The 13,930-nt window shown below is 68.2% G+C and carries 17 protein-coding genes and 1 tRNA gene; 8 read left to right on the top strand and 10 right to left on the bottom strand.

The window, feature by feature from the left end; all coding sequences use genetic code 11:
* Positions 1-193: 193 nt before the first annotated feature.
* Positions 194-2,008: a prolyl oligopeptidase family serine peptidase gene (locus ACSHWB_RS15280; protein WP_439662682.1), complete on the bottom strand. Its 1,815-nt coding sequence runs from the start codon at positions 2,006-2,008 to the stop codon at positions 194-196.
* A gap of 180 nt (positions 2,009-2,188) precedes the next feature.
* On the opposite strand from ACSHWB_RS15280, the gene ACSHWB_RS15285 reads away from it, so the two are divergent.
* Positions 2,189-2,668, top strand: coding sequence for a GAF domain-containing protein (locus ACSHWB_RS15285; RefSeq protein WP_439662683.1), 480 nt, complete (start codon positions 2,189-2,191; stop codon positions 2,666-2,668).
* Here the strand turns inward: ACSHWB_RS15285 and ACSHWB_RS15290 are convergent.
* Together ACSHWB_RS15290 and ACSHWB_RS15295 are read right to left on the bottom strand one after the other, a co-directional pair.
* On the bottom strand, positions 2,661-2,957 hold the full coding sequence (locus tag ACSHWB_RS15290; protein ID WP_439662684.1) for an antibiotic biosynthesis monooxygenase family protein: 297 nt from the start codon (positions 2,955-2,957) through the stop codon (positions 2,661-2,663). The genes ACSHWB_RS15285 and ACSHWB_RS15290 overlap by 8 nt on opposite strands.
* Before the next feature lie 10 nt (positions 2,958-2,967).
* A complete protein-coding gene (locus ACSHWB_RS15295) occupies positions 2,968-3,099 on the bottom strand; it encodes a hypothetical protein (RefSeq protein WP_439662685.1) in 132 nt (43 codons plus the stop codon).
* A gap of 491 nt (positions 3,100-3,590) precedes the next feature.
* On the opposite strand from ACSHWB_RS15295, the gene ACSHWB_RS15300 reads away from it, so the two are divergent.
* Complete coding sequence (locus ACSHWB_RS15300) at positions 3,591-4,148, top strand: SMI1/KNR4 family protein (RefSeq protein WP_439662686.1); 558 nt, start codon at positions 3,591-3,593, stop codon at positions 4,146-4,148.
* Between the two features lie 59 nt (positions 4,149-4,207).
* On the opposite strand, the gene ACSHWB_RS15305 is transcribed toward ACSHWB_RS15300, so the two are convergent.
* Together ACSHWB_RS15305 and ACSHWB_RS15310 are read right to left on the bottom strand one after the other, a co-directional pair.
* Positions 4,208-4,281 (bottom strand) — tRNA-Pro (locus tag ACSHWB_RS15305).
* Positions 4,282-4,300: 19 nt separating this feature from the next.
* Complete coding sequence (locus ACSHWB_RS15310) at positions 4,301-5,254, bottom strand: metallophosphoesterase (protein ID WP_439662687.1); 954 nt, start codon at positions 5,252-5,254, stop codon at positions 4,301-4,303.
* 68 nt (positions 5,255-5,322) lie between these two features.
* Between ACSHWB_RS15310 and ACSHWB_RS15315 the strand changes: the two genes are divergently transcribed.
* Positions 5,323-5,793, top strand: a complete 471-nt coding sequence (locus ACSHWB_RS15315; RefSeq protein WP_439662688.1) for a GatB/YqeY domain-containing protein — start codon at positions 5,323-5,325, stop codon at positions 5,791-5,793.
* 41 nt (positions 5,794-5,834) lie between these two features.
* On the opposite strand, the gene ACSHWB_RS15320 is transcribed toward ACSHWB_RS15315, so the two are convergent.
* The gene (locus ACSHWB_RS15320; protein ID WP_439662689.1) at positions 5,835-6,551 is read right to left on the bottom strand and encodes an HAD-IA family hydrolase; all 717 of its coding nucleotides are present in this window, start codon (positions 6,549-6,551) and stop codon (positions 5,835-5,837) included.
* Positions 6,552-6,604: 53 nt separating this feature from the next.
* Between ACSHWB_RS15320 and ACSHWB_RS15325 the strand changes: the two genes are divergently transcribed.
* Entirely contained in the window at positions 6,605-7,255 is a 651-nt protein-coding gene (locus ACSHWB_RS15325) for a GntR family transcriptional regulator (RefSeq protein WP_439662690.1), read from the top strand.
* A gap of 3 nt (positions 7,256-7,258) precedes the next feature.
* Here ACSHWB_RS15325 and ACSHWB_RS15330 read toward each other — a convergent pair whose 3' ends face one another.
* Positions 7,259-9,688, bottom strand: coding sequence for a penicillin-binding protein (locus tag ACSHWB_RS15330; RefSeq protein WP_439662691.1), 2,430 nt, complete (start codon positions 9,686-9,688; stop codon positions 7,259-7,261).
* Between the two features lie 237 nt (positions 9,689-9,925).
* Here ACSHWB_RS15330 and ACSHWB_RS15335 point away from each other — a divergent pair, with 237 nt between their 5' ends.
* Entirely contained in the window at positions 9,926-10,219 is a 294-nt protein-coding gene (locus tag ACSHWB_RS15335) for a WhiB family transcriptional regulator (protein WP_439662692.1), read from the top strand.
* Positions 10,220-10,230: 11 nt separating this feature from the next.
* Here ACSHWB_RS15335 and ACSHWB_RS15340 read toward each other — a convergent pair whose 3' ends face one another.
* From ACSHWB_RS15340 to ACSHWB_RS15350, 3 genes are read right to left on the bottom strand one after another with little or no spacing between them, the layout of a single operon-like run.
* Positions 10,231-11,355: an ArsA family ATPase gene (locus ACSHWB_RS15340; protein ID WP_439662693.1), complete on the bottom strand. Its 1,125-nt coding sequence runs from the start codon at positions 11,353-11,355 to the stop codon at positions 10,231-10,233.
* The gene (locus ACSHWB_RS15345) at positions 11,352-12,344 is read right to left on the bottom strand and encodes an ArsA-related P-loop ATPase (RefSeq protein ID WP_439662694.1); all 993 of its coding nucleotides are present in this window, start codon (positions 12,342-12,344) and stop codon (positions 11,352-11,354) included. Before ACSHWB_RS15345 ends, ACSHWB_RS15340 begins: the two co-directional genes overlap by 4 nt.
* Positions 12,345-12,388: 44 nt before the next feature.
* A complete protein-coding gene (locus ACSHWB_RS15350) occupies positions 12,389-12,640 on the bottom strand; it encodes a hypothetical protein (protein ID WP_439662695.1) in 252 nt (83 codons plus the stop codon).
* 68 nt (positions 12,641-12,708) lie between these two features.
* Here ACSHWB_RS15350 and ACSHWB_RS15355 point away from each other — a divergent pair, with 68 nt between their 5' ends.
* The 3 genes from ACSHWB_RS15355 to ACSHWB_RS15365 are packed head-to-tail and all read left to right on the top strand — an operon-like array spanning position 12,709 to position 13,920.
* Entirely contained in the window at positions 12,709-12,864 is a 156-nt protein-coding gene (locus tag ACSHWB_RS15355) for a DUF4177 domain-containing protein (protein ID WP_089950120.1), read from the top strand.
* Positions 12,861-13,316, top strand: a complete 456-nt coding sequence (locus tag ACSHWB_RS15360; RefSeq protein WP_439662696.1) for a RidA family protein — start codon at positions 12,861-12,863, stop codon at positions 13,314-13,316. Before ACSHWB_RS15355 ends, ACSHWB_RS15360 begins: the two co-directional genes overlap by 4 nt.
* A 1-nt stretch (position 13,317) precedes the next feature.
* Positions 13,318-13,920 carry a hypothetical protein gene (locus ACSHWB_RS15365; RefSeq protein ID WP_439662697.1) on the top strand — a complete coding sequence of 201 codons (603 nt, stop codon included), beginning with the start codon at positions 13,318-13,320 and terminating at the stop codon, positions 13,918-13,920.
* Positions 13,921-13,930 lie beyond the last annotated feature (10 nt).

Raw genomic sequence — 13,930 nt, forward strand, 5'->3', positions numbered from 1 at the left:
ACCGACCGGTGCCGGGAGGACAGGAGTCCCCTTTGCCCCCGCGACGCCGGCCAGCGTGGGTGACCGATCAGGAGGTGAGGCGCTCGGCAGCGCCGTCACCCATGCTACTTCGCGCGTCGCTGTACGACGAGCGTTCGGCGGCTGCCCTGGGAGCGTCGCACCAGCCAGACCAGCCGCCAACCGAATCGTGAAACTACTTCGAAGCCAGGTGCCGCCGAGCGAAGTCCACCTCAGCCGCCGTCTGCCGGATGGTCTCCGCGACCACCAACGAGCCATGACCCGCGTCATACCGGTACATCTCATAGGCATGACCGCGCGCAGCAAGCGCATCGAGGTAGTTGTCGATCTGCCGGATCGGGCACCGAGGGTCGTTCTCGCCCGCGAGGATCAGCACCGGCGCGGTGACCTGGTCGACGTACGTGAGCGGCGAGCACTCCTTGTACAGCTCGGGCAGTTCCTCGGGCGAGCCGCCGAACAGCGCGCGGTCGAACGCCCGCAGCGGTTCCATCTCGTCCTCGTAGGCGGCGAAGTAGTCCGCCACCGGGACGCCCGCGACGCCGACGGTCCAGCGTTCCGGCTGGGTGCCGATGCCGAGCAGGGTCAGGTAGCCGCCCCACGAGGCGCCGTTGAGCACCGACTTCGACGGGTCGGTGAGTCCCGACTCGACCGCCCAGTCGTGCACGGCGGCGATGTCCTCGAGCTCGGTGATACCCGGCCTGCCCTCGATGGCGTCACGCCACTTCGAGCCGTAGCCGCTGGAGCCGCGGTAGTTGACGTGCACGGTGGCGAACCCGGCGTCCAGCCAGACCGCGCGGTAGGCCGAGAAGCGGTCCTCGTCGGAGGAGTGCGGGCCGCCGTGGATCAGGAAGACGGTCGGGAACGGGCCCTCGCCCTCCGGCTTCGAGACGAGCGCGTGCACGTCGCCCACGAAGACGTCTTCGAGCTTGAACGACGTCGCCGGCTTGGCGCCGGCGGGCTCTACCAGCACGCTCTCGGTGCCGTCGGTGGCCAGCGCGCGGATGACCGTGGACCTCTCGGCGGACGACCAGGAGTACTCGATCGTGCCGTCAGGGCGCACGCCCGCGGAGCCGACGACGCCCGGCGCGGTGTCCAGAGTGGACAGTTCGCCGGTGGTGAGGTCGTAGCGGTGCACGGTGTTGCGGGCGTGGTGGGTGTGCACGATCAGCAGCGCGGACGCGTCCGGGTACCAGTCTGCGGAGACCTCGCCCGGCAGGTCCAGCACGATCTCGCGCTCGGTGTCGGCGGCGACGTCCCAGATCAGCAGCTCTTCGCGGCCGCGGCGCTCGTGCAGCACCAGCAGTCGCTGGTCGCCGCGCACCGGGCTGAACGAGATGGCGTCGAGGCCCTTGCCCTTGCCGTCCCACTTCTCGCCGAGCGTGCCGCCGGTCTCGGCGTCGAGTGCGCGCAGGGCCATGTGCCGGTTGTCGCCGTGCTCGGAGTGCGCGATCACGACGATCGACTCGTCCTTGGCCAGCGCGGTGACACCGGCGTCGTTGACGTGCTGGTAGAGCACCTCGCTCTTGCCGTTGCGCGTCAGCCACACCGTGGTGCCGTCGTCGGTCGACGCTGCCACGGCCGTGACGGTGCGGCCGATCTCCAGGCCCGCCGGGTAGCCGGGCGTGACGTCGGCGACCGCGGGCTCCGCCTTGCTGCCGTCGGCCTTGAACGGTTCGCGGACCCACACGCCGAACTCGTCGCCGTCGTGGTCGTCGAACCACCAGATCTCGGTGCCGTCCGGGTTGAGCGTGGCGTGCGACGTGCCGTTCGGGCGGTCGGTGACCTTGCGGTGCTCGTCCGTCTCGCGGTCCCAGGAGTAGATCTCCCACACGCCGCTCGCGTTCGAGACGTACAGGGTGCGGTCCGGTGCGTCGTCGGCCCAGCCGGGCAGGCTCATCCGGGGAGCGGTGAACCGCTCACGCCACCGGGTCTCGGCGGCCGGGTCCTCGAAGAGCTGGTCCGGGATGTCGGGAGAAGGGTGCGTGGTCACGGTTCAACATTAGACGGGTCAGCCGCCCGGCAGGGTGCCTCGCTTCCGACCGTGCAGCGGTGGATTCTCGCAAAGCGCCAGCAGTATTTGTTGCAGGGTCACACACTGCGAACCGGTGTCGATTCGTTGATCGAGTCGGAAATTCTTGGTGTGGGCTCGTGCGCGAGTTAACGTTGTTGCATGCCCGATACGATGGAACGCCTTGCCGGGGCCACCTCGTTGGAGGAAGTGCAACGGGTCGTGCGCACCAAAGCCAGGTCGTCGCTGGTAGCGCACGGTGCGACGTTGGTGCTGCTCGACGGCGACCTCTGCTACTACGCGGACGAGGACTCGATGAGTCCGCTGTGGAAGGGGCAGCGCTTCCCCGCGGTGAACTGCATCAGCGGATGGGCGATGTTGAATCGGCAGTCCGTGGCGATCAAGGACATCCGCTTCGATTCGAGGATTCCTCAGGAAGCGTATCGGCCGACATTTGTGCGAAGCCTGCTGATGGCCCCGATCCTGCGTCCGGAACCGATCGGCGCCATCGGCTGCTACTGGGCCGTCCCGCACGCGGCGACCCCTGCCGAGATCGAGACGCTGGAGTCGCTGGCCCTGGCCGCCGGCGAGGCACTCGACCGCTTCCCGGAAGGCCTGCCCGCAAGGGGCTTCATCAGCTGATGTGCCGGAAGTGCCGCAGGGCCAACGGCCGTTCCAGGTACTCGTCCTCGTCCGGGAACGTCACCGGGTCGGTGCGCCACCCTGGCCCCGCGTAGTTCTCGAGCGCCTGCTCGTCGCGCCACCTGCTCACGTACTGCACGCGCCGCGGGTCGTCGAGGTCGACGAGCACCTCGTGCCCCACGAGTCCGTCGTAGAGCTCGGGAAACGTCCCGACGAGCTCCAGGACCCGTGCGACGAACTCCTGCTCCCGCCCCGGCTTCACCAGGGCCTCGGACACCCGCGTCAGCATGGTGCCGAGCCTATTGCCGGCCGAGCTCCTCGTCGAAGATCCGGTCGACCTGCTGCGAGGCCCTCGACAGCGTCTTGACGGCGAGGAGGACCAGCGCGAAACCGGCCGCCACGGCGACCGTCACCCATACCGAAGTGAGCATGTAAACGATCCCCAGGGCCTGCAGAACAACAATTGCTTTGGCCGCTACGACGATCCACGACCTTTGTGAGGCATTGGCGGCGGAGGCGGAGTCCATCACAAGCATCTCCCGACATATTCAACGACGGCTGAACCACAGGCTTCGTCGTTTGGATCAAGACTGCCGTTACGCACCGTGAGTTGAACCGTCAACGTTCACTCGTAGGGATTAACGCTACGTGCGCGTTCCGCATTATTTGGTCCAGAACGGTGGCGCAGTGTCATACAAACACGGTGACGTCTACGGCTGCTCGTGTCGAGACGCGTCACACGATCGAGTGGCTTATCGGGAACGTTGATGTCCTTTTCCGTGTCCAGAAGGACCTAAGACCCTGTGGTGGCGAGGGCCTTTCGATCACCGTGTCGGCGAACAAAAGACGAGACAAATTCATGACAGAAGGAATCGCGGGGACCTGAGCGAGCGGCCCGCGTCAGCGGGAGATGATCTGGCGCATGAACTGGTCCCGAGCGGACGCCTGGCTCCGCTCCGAAGCGCCCGGGTTGCACGCCAAGTTCCTTCCGCCGGCCACCGCCGCCGACCTGGACGCGGTCGAAGAGGCGATCGGCGTGCCGCTGCCCGCCGGCCTGACGGCGTGGTGGACGGCGTGCGGAGGGCTGGCCAACGTGGACTACGCCCCGGTCGTCCCCAGGTTCTACAGCCCGATCAGCGTCGGCCATGCGCTGGAGGCCCGCGAGATGATGATGCAGATCCGGCGCGAGGTCGCCGTCGACTTGCAGATCGAGGACGTCAACGGCCACGAGTCGCGCAAGCTGGCCGAACCGGCAGGGTCGCTCATCGGAGACCTGTGGCTGCCGCTCTTCGTCCCGGTCGCGGTCAGCGCGTCCGGCAGCCACCTCTTCGTCGATCTCCGCGAGGGACCGCTGCACGGGTGCGTGATGCTGTTCGACAACGTCGAGGGCGCGGACGAAGGGCCGTACTGGGAGAGCGTCGACGCGATGCTCGACGCCGTGGTGGAGTGGCTCGAGGGCGATTTCCCGCGGAACGGCTAGAAAAACAAATCAGCTCCCATCCGCATTTCTGCGAACAGGAGCTGATTTGTGTTATTCAATCGGGGTGACAGGATTTGAACCTGCGACCTCTTCGTCCCGAACGAAGCGCGCTACCAAGCTGCGCCACACCCCGGCTGGGAACATGTAGAACTCTACATCATGTCCGCGCCAGCTCCGAATCGGACCCCCTCATTTCGCCCCTGACCAGGCGTAACGGGCCGCGGAACCAAGGTCAGCAGGGATGCCTCCGGAGGGCAGCAGAACCGCACCGGCGCGTACGGCGAAGTGCCCATGCCGGCGGACACGTTCATCCACATGTGCGAACCCCAGCGCGAAACTCCACGGGCGCGGCCGCGGTCCAATTCGCAGTTCGTCACAACGGCGCCGTAGAACGGGATGCGCAGCTGGCCGCCGTGGGTGTGGCCGGCCATCACGAAGTCGTAGCCGTCCGCGGCGAACGGGTCCAGCACGCGCGGTTCCGGGGAGTGCGTGACGCCGAGCCTCAGCGCCGCCGACGGGTCCGGGGTGCCCGCGATGTCGGCGTAGCGGTCGCGCTTCAGGTGCGGGTCGTCGAGGCCTGCGCAGAAGATGGCCTGGCCGTTGACCATGATGGTCTTGCGCAGGTGGGTGAGGTCTTCCCAGCCCCGCTCGATCATGCCGGCCCGCAGGTCGCGCCACGGGAGCGTCACGCCGTGGATGCGCTTGGTCTTGGCGGACGGCAGCAGGTAGCGCGCCGGGTTCTTGAGCCTGGGCGCGTAGTAGTCGTTGCTGCCGAAGACGAAGACGCCCGGCTTGTCGAGCAGCGGGCCGAGTGCGCGCAGGGTGCCGGGGACGGCGTCCTTGTGCGCCAGGTTGTCGCCCGTGTTGACGACGAAGTCCGGGTTCAGGTCGGCCAGCGCGGCCACCCAGCGCTGCTTGGACACCTGGTTCGGCGTCATGTGCAGGTCTGAGATGTGCAACACGCGGATCGGCTTGGCGCCGGGGGACAGCACGGGCACCGTGGCGGTGCGCAGGGTCCAGTGCCTTCTCTCGATTCCCGCCGCGTACGCGACGGTCGCGGCACCGAGAGCGGTCGTGGCGAGGAGTGCGCGGCCGAGCTTGTTCACGCGTCAAGGGTACGGAAGGCCGTTAACTCGATCGGCGCGGCATCCGGGGGGCGGTACCGTTCTGCGCCATGGCGGACTTGAAGACGCGGCTGAAGAACGACCTGACTGTCGCGATGAAGGCACGGGAGACCGTCACGGCCGGTGCGTTGCGGATGGCGCTCACGGCCGTCACGAACGAGGAGGTCTCGGGCAAGCAGGCCCGTGAGCTCTCCGACGACGAGGTCGTGAAGGTCCTCTCGCGCGAGGCGAAGAAGCGCAAGGAGGCCGCTGAGGCCTTCGACGGTGCCGGGCGGGCCGAGAAGGCCGACCTGGAGCGCCAGGAGCTGGCCGTGCTGGAGGCCTACCTGCCCGCGCAGCTCGGCGACGACGAGCTGGCGTCCATTGTGGACAAGGCGTACGACGCCGTTGCCGCTCAGCTCGGTGAGGCGCCGGGGCAGAAGCAGATGGGCCAGGTCATGAAGGCCGTCAACGCCGAGGTCGCCGGTCGCGCCGAGGGTGGCCGGGTGGCCGCCGCGGTGAAGTCCAAGCTCACGAGCTAGTGAACGTGCCGCAGCGGCGCACAACCGCTGCGGCACCCCGTTCAGAACGCCTTGTCGACCGCGTCCGCGAACTCGCCCATCGACCCGAACTCCAGGTCGTAGCTGTAGTCACCGGACGGCTCCGGCGTCGCGCCCCAGCCCGGCCTGTCGTGCCGCCGGTTGATCCACACGGACGGCAGACCCTCGCGCTTGGCGGGCACGTGGTCGTGGAACAGGCTCTGTGCCACGTGCAGCAGCTCCGAACGTTCCACGCCGAGCGAAGGCAGCACGCGATCCAGTGCCCGGAAGTGGTTCTCGGCGGGCTTGTAGGCGCCGACGTCCTCCGCCGTGATGATCGCCGCGAAGTCCCCGCGCAGCTGCCTGTTGCTGCCCGCGAACCCGGCGCGGTGCACGTTGGACAGGATTATCAACTGATAGTGGGTGGCCAGGCGCGCCAACGCGTCCGCGGAGTCGGGGAACGCCGGCCAGTCCGGAACGGACGAGCCCAGCCGCCGCGCCCACTCGTCGCTCACCTCGCGCCCCAGGGCGGAGCCCATGAGCCGGAACGCGGACGCCAGCAGGTCCGGGTACAGCGCGGACGGCGTCGCCGCCTGTGCGGCCGCCTCCTGCTTGCCGTACGCGAGCAGCAGTTCCTCGTCCGGCAGCGAGAGTCCCTGCTCCCGTGCCCACGGCGAGAGCACCGCCGCGATCCCGGTCTCCCAGTCGATGAGCGTGCCGTAGCAGTCGAAGCTGAGCGCCTTGAACGCTGTCAGGTCCATGACGCCAAACTGTAGTACAGTTCAACTGTAGGGCAACTGGTTAAACTGGCTGCATGTCAGCCCTCGACGGCCTCGAAGTGCGCCGCACCACCACGGCCCAGCAGCTGGCCGACGGCCTCTCCGAACGGATCATGGCCGGCGCTTTCGGCCCTGGTGACAGGCTCAGGGAAAGCGCGATCGCGGCCGAGCTCGGCGTCGCGCGCAACACCATCCGCGAGGCCGTCCGGATCCTGGAGCTGACCGGCCTGGTCCGCTACGAGGTCAACCGGGGCGCCGTCGTCATCGCGCCCACGCCGGAGAAGATCGAGGCGCTCTACACCGCCCGCGAACGCCTGGAGACCGCCGCGCTGGCCCGCACCCCGCGCCCGGAGCAGCTGGACGCGATCACCGAGGCGTTCGACGCGCTCGTCGAGGCCACGCGGACCGGCGACGTCCGCGCGATCGTCGACCGCGACCTCGCGTTCCACCAGACGATCGTCGCGCTGCTCGACAGCACGAGGCTGGACGAGTTCTTCGCCTCGCTGACCCAGGAGCTGCGCTTCTACCTCACGGTCCTGACCAGGTCGGAGACGCCGGAGGAGGTCGTCGCCGAGCACGAGGCGATCCTGGACGCCATCCGGCTCGGCGACCGCGACAGGGCGGTCGCCGAGATCCGGACGCACGTCGACGCGAGCGTCGAGCGCCTCAAGGCCATGCTCGCCTGAGGGCTACCGGCCTGGTTCGGTCGGCAGGGTGATCGGTGGTGGCTGGTTCGGGTTGCCGGGGTTGGGCGGCGGCTGTGCCGGTGGTTCCGACGCGACCGGCGGTGGCACGTACCCCGAGCTCACCGACAGCGTGATCACCGTGCCGCGCAACGCGTTGCCGCGCGGCGACTGGCTGACGACGGTGCCCTTGGGCTGCTCGGAGTTCACCGTCTGCTGGCTCGTCTTGTAGCCGGCCTGGTTCAGGATCCGCACGGCGTCGTTGGCCTGCTTGCCCACCACGTCCGGCACCTGGATCTCGCGGCCTCCCTTGAGGTACCGCGGCTCCACCGGCGCCAGCTGCGACACCGGCAGCGGGGCGTGCATCTTCGACATCGTCTCGAACCACGTCTTGGCCGGGATCGTGCCGCCGAAGATGTTGCCGTTGCCGCACAACCGGGGCGCGCCGCTCACGCAGATCGGGCGGGGCGTGATGCCGTCGTTGAACGTCTGCACGGCGCCCGCGAAGTCCGGGGTCGCGCCGATGAACGCCGCCGACTTGTACTCCTCGGTGGTGCCCGTCTTGGCGATCATCGGACGGGTCCACTTGGCGGCACGGGCCGCGGCCGCGGCGGTGCCGTTGCCGACGTCGTCCTTGCTCATGCCGACGGCGAGACCGTTCGCGAGGCCCTCGGCGACGACCTGCTCGCACGGCGCCTCGTTCACCGGGATCGCCTTGCCGTTGCGGTCCAGCACCTTCGCGATCGGCGTGGGCGGGCACCACTTGCCGCCGCTCACGATGGTCGCGGCCACGTTCGCGAGCTCCAGGGTGGACACCGGCGCGGGCGACAGCGTGAACGACGCGTTGCCGCCGTTCTGCTTGTAGAACTCGGTCTGCGAGACGCGGTTCTGCTTGTCCTTGGCCTTCGGGTCCGGCCGCGTGCCCTGCAGGTTCGTCGCCATCGTCTCGCGCATCCCCAGGCGCGAGGCCATGTCCACGACCGCGTCCATGCCGGTCTGCTCCTCGAGGATCACGAAACCGGTGTTCGGCGAGGTCGCGAGAGCCTGCTGCAGCGTCATGGACGACGGGTAGCTCGAGTCGAAGTTCGACAGGCAGTACCAGCGCGTGCCGGGCTCACCGGTGCTCGGGCAGCGCTGGGCGCCACCCTTGAACACGCGCGAGGTGTGCGAGGTCGGCGTCGGGATGACGTTCTCGATGCCGAGACCCTTCTCCAGCGCCGCCGCGGCCGTGAAGACCTTGTAGACCGAACCGGCGCCGAACTTGTTCTCCACGCCGCTGGGCAGGTCGTACGTCGTCTGGCGCAGGTCGGACTTCAGGCCGTAGTCGCGGTTCGCGACCAGCGCGAGCACGTCGTGGCGTTCCTTGCCGGGCTTCACGATCGCCATCGTGTTCGCGATGCCGTCGGTGCCCTTGCCGACGCCCGCCTCGGCCGCCGCCTTCGCCTGCTGGGTGACGGTTCGGTCCAAAGTGGTCTGAATGGTGTAGCCGCCGGTGCGCAGCTGTTCCTCGCTGAAACCCGCGCGCTGCAAGTAGTTCACGACGTACGAGCAGAAGAAGCCGTTTTCCGGTCCGGCACCCACACAACCGTTCGGCGGAGTGCGCACCGGAGTCGCGAGACCCAGGCCTTCCTTCTTCGCCGCCTCACCCGCGTCGCGCGACAGCTTGTCGTTCTCGACCATCCGGTCGATCACTTTGTTGCGCCGGTCCAAAGCTTTGTCCGGATACGCTTCGGGGTCGAGCGCTGACGGACTGTTCACCATTCCCGCGAGCATCGCGGCCTGGGGAACCGTCAACTTGTCCGGAGTCGTGTTGAAGTAAGCCTGCGCGGCCGCCGCGATCCCGTAAATGGTCGAACCGAATGGAACGACGTTGAGGTAGCGGGCGAGGATCTCCTCCTTGCCCAGCTTGCGCTCCAGCTGCAGCGAGATCCGGGCCTCGCGCATCTTGCGCGCGATGGTCTGCTCCTGGGCCTTGGCCTGCTCCAGCTTGTTGTTCCGCGCCACCACGTGGACCAGGTAGTTCTTGACGTACTGCTGGGTCAGCGTCGAGGCGCCCTGCGACACCGAGCCGCTGACCTGGTTCGTCAGACCGGCACGGATCGTGCCCTTCCAGTCGACGCCCTGGTGCTCGTAGAACCGCCGGTCCTCGACCGAGATCAGCGCCGCCTTCATCGTCGGCGAGATCTTCTCCGGCGGTGTCAGCACCCTGTACTGGTCGAACAGGTAGGCGATCGGTGCCCCGTCCTTGTCCGTGACCGTCGTGATCAACGGGGGATCCGTCGTCACGAGGTCTGCCGAGATGCTGTCCACGGTGTCGCTGGCCCTGTTCGAGACGAGGCCTGTCGCACCCACGACGGGGAACAGCATGCCGGCGAGGAGAACCCCAGCCAGCAGGCACAGGCCGAGCATCTTGAGCACGCCATTCCTGACTCGCACGCAGGTCAGCGTACGCCGTACACGAACGGGTGAAGGTGATCAGTAAGTGCCGTTACTCAGCATGAGTAGAGATACGCAAGACAGGTAACAGTCGGGTGACCCAGGGTTGGACAGGGAACCGAACAGCACTACAGTCCGTCAACGTCCAAGGAATGCAGCCGTAGCTCGAACGCTACGGCATCCGTGGCAGGGGTGTGGCGGATTTCCACATTTGGACAGCACTGAGGAGTGGGGGATATGAACCAGGGGGATTGGCGTATCAACGCTTCGTGCCGTGACGAAGAGCCGGACCAGCTCTTCGTTCGAGGTGCGGAGCAGCGCAAGGCGAAGCTCGTGTGCCTGGGATGCCCGGTGCGCATGGAATGCCTGGCCGAAGCGCTCGACAACAAGATCGAATTCGGTGTCTGGGGAGGCATGACCGAGCGCGAACGCCGTGCTCTGCTGCGCCGCCGCCCGGACGTGGACTCGTGGTTCGAGCTTCTCGACAACGCTCGTCAGGAGCACGTCGAGGACACGAGGGTCGTCAGCTAGGCGCTGAGCGTCTATTCGCCGGCGAGTCGACGACCTATCTCCCGAAGGCCGTCGAGGTCGTGCACGTCAGCAGGCAATGCGGGCACGCCGACCAGCGCGACGCCGGGGTGAGCACGCGTGAACCGGGCCAGCAGCCGCTTCTCACGATCGGCCACTGCCACCCGGTCCGCGTGCAGCCGGAGCACTGCCGCGGCGAGCGGCGCGTCACCGGAGCGGTCCAGGTCATCCGCTGCGGCCAGCGCCTTCGCCGCGGGCAGGTCCGCCGCGAGCACGGGATGGGTCCTGTTCGCGACGAGTCCGCACAACGGCATGTTCTCGGCGCTGAGCCGTTCCACGAAATAGCTCGCTTCGCGCAATGCGTCCGGTTCCGCCGCCGCGACCACCACGAAACCGGTTCCGGGAGAGCGGAGCAGTTCGTACGTGCGCTGCGCGCGTTCGCGGAATCCTCCGAACATGCTGTCGAACGCCTGAACAAAAGTTGACGCGTCCTGCAACAGCTGGCCGCCGACGATCGTCGACACGGCGCGCGTGAAAAGGCTGAAACCGGTTCCAACGATCTTGAGCAGCCCGCGGCCGCTCGCTCGTGCCGGCGCCGACAGCATCCTGATGAACTTGCCGTCGAGCACCGTCGACAACCGCTGCGGCGCGTCCAGGAAGTCGAGCGCCGACCGCGACGGCGGGGTGTCGACGATGATCAGGTCCCACTCGTCCTGCGCCACCAGCTGGCCCAGCTTCTCCATCGCCATGTACTCCTGCGTGCCGGAGAACGACGAGGAAATGGTCTGGTAGAAGGGGTTCGACAGGATCTGGTCCGCCCGGTCGCGGCCCGCGTGGGTCAGCACCATGTCGTCGAACGTGCGCCGCATGTCGAGCATCATCGCGAACAGCTCGCCCTTGGGCTCGAAGCCGTCCACGACGACCTCGCGCGGGTGGTTGTCCAGTTCCCGCAGGCCCAGCGACTGCGCGAGGCGGCGCGCCGGGTCGATCGTCAGCACGACCACGCGCCTGCCGCGTTCGGCCGCGCGCAACGCCAGTGCCGCCGCGGTCGTCGTCTTGCCCACGCCGCCGGAGCCGCAGCACACGAGGACGCGCGTGGTCAGGTCGTCCAGCAGCGGGTCGAACTCGAGCCTGGTCATCGCACCCCCGCCGAGACCAGCGCCTCGGCCAGTTCGTACAGCGCGGCCACGTCCACCCCGTCCGTCAGGTCCGGCAGTTCCAGCGTCGGCAGGTCCGCCTCGGAGAGCAGCTCCTTGGCCTCCTGCTGCGACTGCACCCGGATGGCGTGCTCCACCGTCTCGTCGACCAAACCTTCGAGCGTGAACTCGTCCAGATCGAGGCCGGCGGTGGTCAAGCCGGCCCGCACCCGTGACTCGTCGAGCCTGCCCTCGGCCGCGACCGGCAGCGAACGCGCGGGCAGCCGGACCGGCTGGACCCGGTTCACCAGCACCGCGCCCGGCCGCAGGTCCGCGCCGTCCAGTTCGGCGACGGCGTCCAGGGTCTCGCGCACGGGCATCTCCTCCAGCAGCGCCACCAGGTGCACCGCCGTGTCACCGGAGTGCAGCAGCCGCACGACGCCGTCGCTCTGCCCCTTGATCGGCCCGACCTTGGCGAGGTCGGCCATGGCCTTGGTGACGTCGAGGAACTTGACCACGCGCCCGGTGGGCGGCGCGTCCAGCACGACGGCGTCGTAGAGGTGGCGGCCGTCCGGCCCTGTGCGGTTCACGCACTCCTTGACCTTGCCGGTCAGCAGGACGTCGCGCAGGCCGGGCGCGAGCGTGGTCGCGAACTCGATCGCGCCCATCTTGCGCAGCGTGCGGCCCGCGAAGCCGAGGTTGTAGAACATCGCCAGGTACTCGAGCAGCGCGGCCTCGGCGTCGATCGCGAGCGCGTGCACCTCACCGCCGCCCGGCGCGGACGCGATGCGCTCCTCGGAGTAGGGCAGCGGGGCGCGGTCGAAGAGCTGGGCGATGCCCTGCCTGCCCTCGACCTCGATCAGCAGCACCCGGCGGCCACCGGTGGCGAGGGCGAGGGCCAGCGCGGCCGAGACCGTCGTCTTGCCCGTGCCGCCCTTGCCGGAGACCACGTGCAGACGGGCTCGGGTCAGCTCCTCGGTCCACGACGTCACACGTCCAGACTATGTGTGAAATCGGTCGAAGGTGGATCGGTCGGTCAATCCACCATGGTGAGGAAGAGAACGGCGAAGAGCGTGGCGGCGACCAGCGCCCAGGCCACGACCGACGGCAGCCACAACGCGATGCTCGCCGTGACGATCGCCACGACCACGAGTCCGATCAGACCGGCCTGCCGGACGGCCCTGCGCTCGCTGTGCTTGCGGTCACGCACCTGCGCCATGGCGACGAGCACCATCACCAGCCCACCGCCCGCGAACAGGCAGGTGGCGACGATCCGCCAGGTCTCCATGTGATCAAGGTAGCTCCAACCTCGGCGACCGCGCAGGCTCCGCCCCGGTGGCAAGTTAGGCTCCGCGCATGACGAAGTGGGAGTACGCGACCGTGCCGTTGTTGATCCACGCCACGAAGCAGATCCTCGACCAGTGGGGCGACGACGGCTGGGAGCTGGTCACCGTGCTGACGAACCCGACGGGTGAGCAGCACGTCGCGTACCTGAAGAGGGCGAAGGCATGAGCACCTGGAGCAGCCGCCTGAAGGAGCTCGGCATCGAGCTCCCCGGCGTCGCGGCCCCGCTCGCCGCCTACGTGCCCGCGACGCAGAGCGGTTCGTGGGTGTTCACCTCCGGCCAGCTGCCGTTCGTCGAGGGCAAGCTCCCCGCGACCGGCAAGGTCGGCGCGGAGGTCTCCCCCGAGGAGGCCAAGCAGTACGCCGCGACCTGCATCCTCAACGCGCTGGCGGCCGTGCACGCGCTCGTGGGGATTGACTCGATCAAGAGAGTCGTGAAAGTTGTCGGGTTCGTGGCCTCCGCCGAGGGCTTCACGGGGCAGCCCGGTGTCGTGAACGGCGCTTCCGAGCTGCTCGGCGAGATCTTCGGGGACGAGGGCAAGCACGCCCGGTCGGCCGTGGGGGTCGCAGAGCTGCCGATCGGCGCTCCAGTGGAGATCGAACTGATCGTCGAGGTGTGACATGTCGGACACGTGCCACGAACTGCTGCTGAGGCTCGCCGGACGCCTTCCGGACGACCTGCTGTGGCGGTACCGGGACTGGGCGGCCTCGGACGCGTACGCGGTGCTCGCGCGCTCGCTGCCGCGCACCCTGCTGCACGGACGCATCCCTTTGACGGATCATGAACTCCGCCTTTTGCTGGACGCGCTGGTGCCCTACGGGGCGGAACCCGGTGCTGTCAGTTCGGTCAAAGGACTGGACGAACTGCCTGCCACCGACTACACCTTTTCCCCGGAATCACCTGATCGGGTGCCGATGGGAGATTCCGCGACCGTAGTTCTCGGTGCCACGCTGCGAGGCCGGCACGGGGTCGGTGAGGTTCGCTCCTGCTGGCGCATCGGTCCCACCGGGATCAACCGCGTCCTGCTGGTGGCGGCCACGACCGGCCACGCCCGGCTGACCGGTGAGTTGCAGCGTGTTCTGCGGGCGTTGGGCGAGCACGACCCGTGCGTCGAGGTCGTGCCGTCCGGCCTGGACCTGCCGCCCTACCACCGGGCGGCGCTGGCGGCATCGGAGCTGGTGTGTGCCGGCGCCGAGTCCGAGGAGCACCTGGTGCTCAGCTAAGGAGAGTTGA

This window comes from Lentzea sp. HUAS TT2 (assembly GCF_051853195.1).
Taxonomy (GTDB): domain Bacteria; phylum Actinomycetota; class Actinomycetes; order Mycobacteriales; family Pseudonocardiaceae; genus Lentzea.

Excerpts from the sequence above, each read along its gene's own strand:
- ACSHWB_RS15365 (WP_439662697.1), top strand. The coding sequence starts at position 13,318 with ATGTCGGACACGTGCCACGAACTGCTGCTGAGGCTCGCCGGACGCCTT.
- ACSHWB_RS15340 (WP_439662693.1), bottom strand. The coding sequence starts at position 11,355 with ATGACCAGGCTCGAGTTCGACCCGCTGCTGGACGACCTGACCACGCGC.
- ACSHWB_RS15320 (WP_439662689.1), bottom strand. The coding sequence starts at position 6,551 with ATGGACCTGACAGCGTTCAAGGCGCTCAGCTTCGACTGCTACGGCACG.
- ACSHWB_RS15355 (WP_089950120.1), top strand. The coding sequence starts at position 12,709 with ATGACGAAGTGGGAGTACGCGACCGTGCCGTTGTTGATCCACGCCACG.
- ACSHWB_RS15350 (WP_439662695.1), bottom strand. The coding sequence starts at position 12,640 with ATGGAGACCTGGCGGATCGTCGCCACCTGCCTGTTCGCGGGCGGTGGG.
- ACSHWB_RS15325 (WP_439662690.1), top strand. The coding sequence starts at position 6,605 with ATGTCAGCCCTCGACGGCCTCGAAGTGCGCCGCACCACCACGGCCCAG.
- ACSHWB_RS15295 (WP_439662685.1), bottom strand. The coding sequence starts at position 3,099 with ATGCTCACTTCGGTATGGGTGACGGTCGCCGTGGCGGCCGGTTTCGCG.
- ACSHWB_RS15360 (WP_439662696.1), top strand. The coding sequence starts at position 12,861 with ATGAGCACCTGGAGCAGCCGCCTGAAGGAGCTCGGCATCGAGCTCCCC.
- ACSHWB_RS15335 (WP_439662692.1), top strand. The coding sequence starts at position 9,926 with ATGAACCAGGGGGATTGGCGTATCAACGCTTCGTGCCGTGACGAAGAG.
- ACSHWB_RS15290 (WP_439662684.1), bottom strand. The coding sequence starts at position 2,957 with ATGCTGACGCGGGTGTCCGAGGCCCTGGTGAAGCCGGGGCGGGAGCAG.
- ACSHWB_RS15285 (WP_439662683.1), top strand. The coding sequence starts at position 2,189 with ATGCCCGATACGATGGAACGCCTTGCCGGGGCCACCTCGTTGGAGGAA.
- ACSHWB_RS15300 (WP_439662686.1), top strand. The coding sequence starts at position 3,591 with ATGAACTGGTCCCGAGCGGACGCCTGGCTCCGCTCCGAAGCGCCCGGG.
- ACSHWB_RS15315 (WP_439662688.1), top strand. The coding sequence starts at position 5,323 with ATGGCGGACTTGAAGACGCGGCTGAAGAACGACCTGACTGTCGCGATG.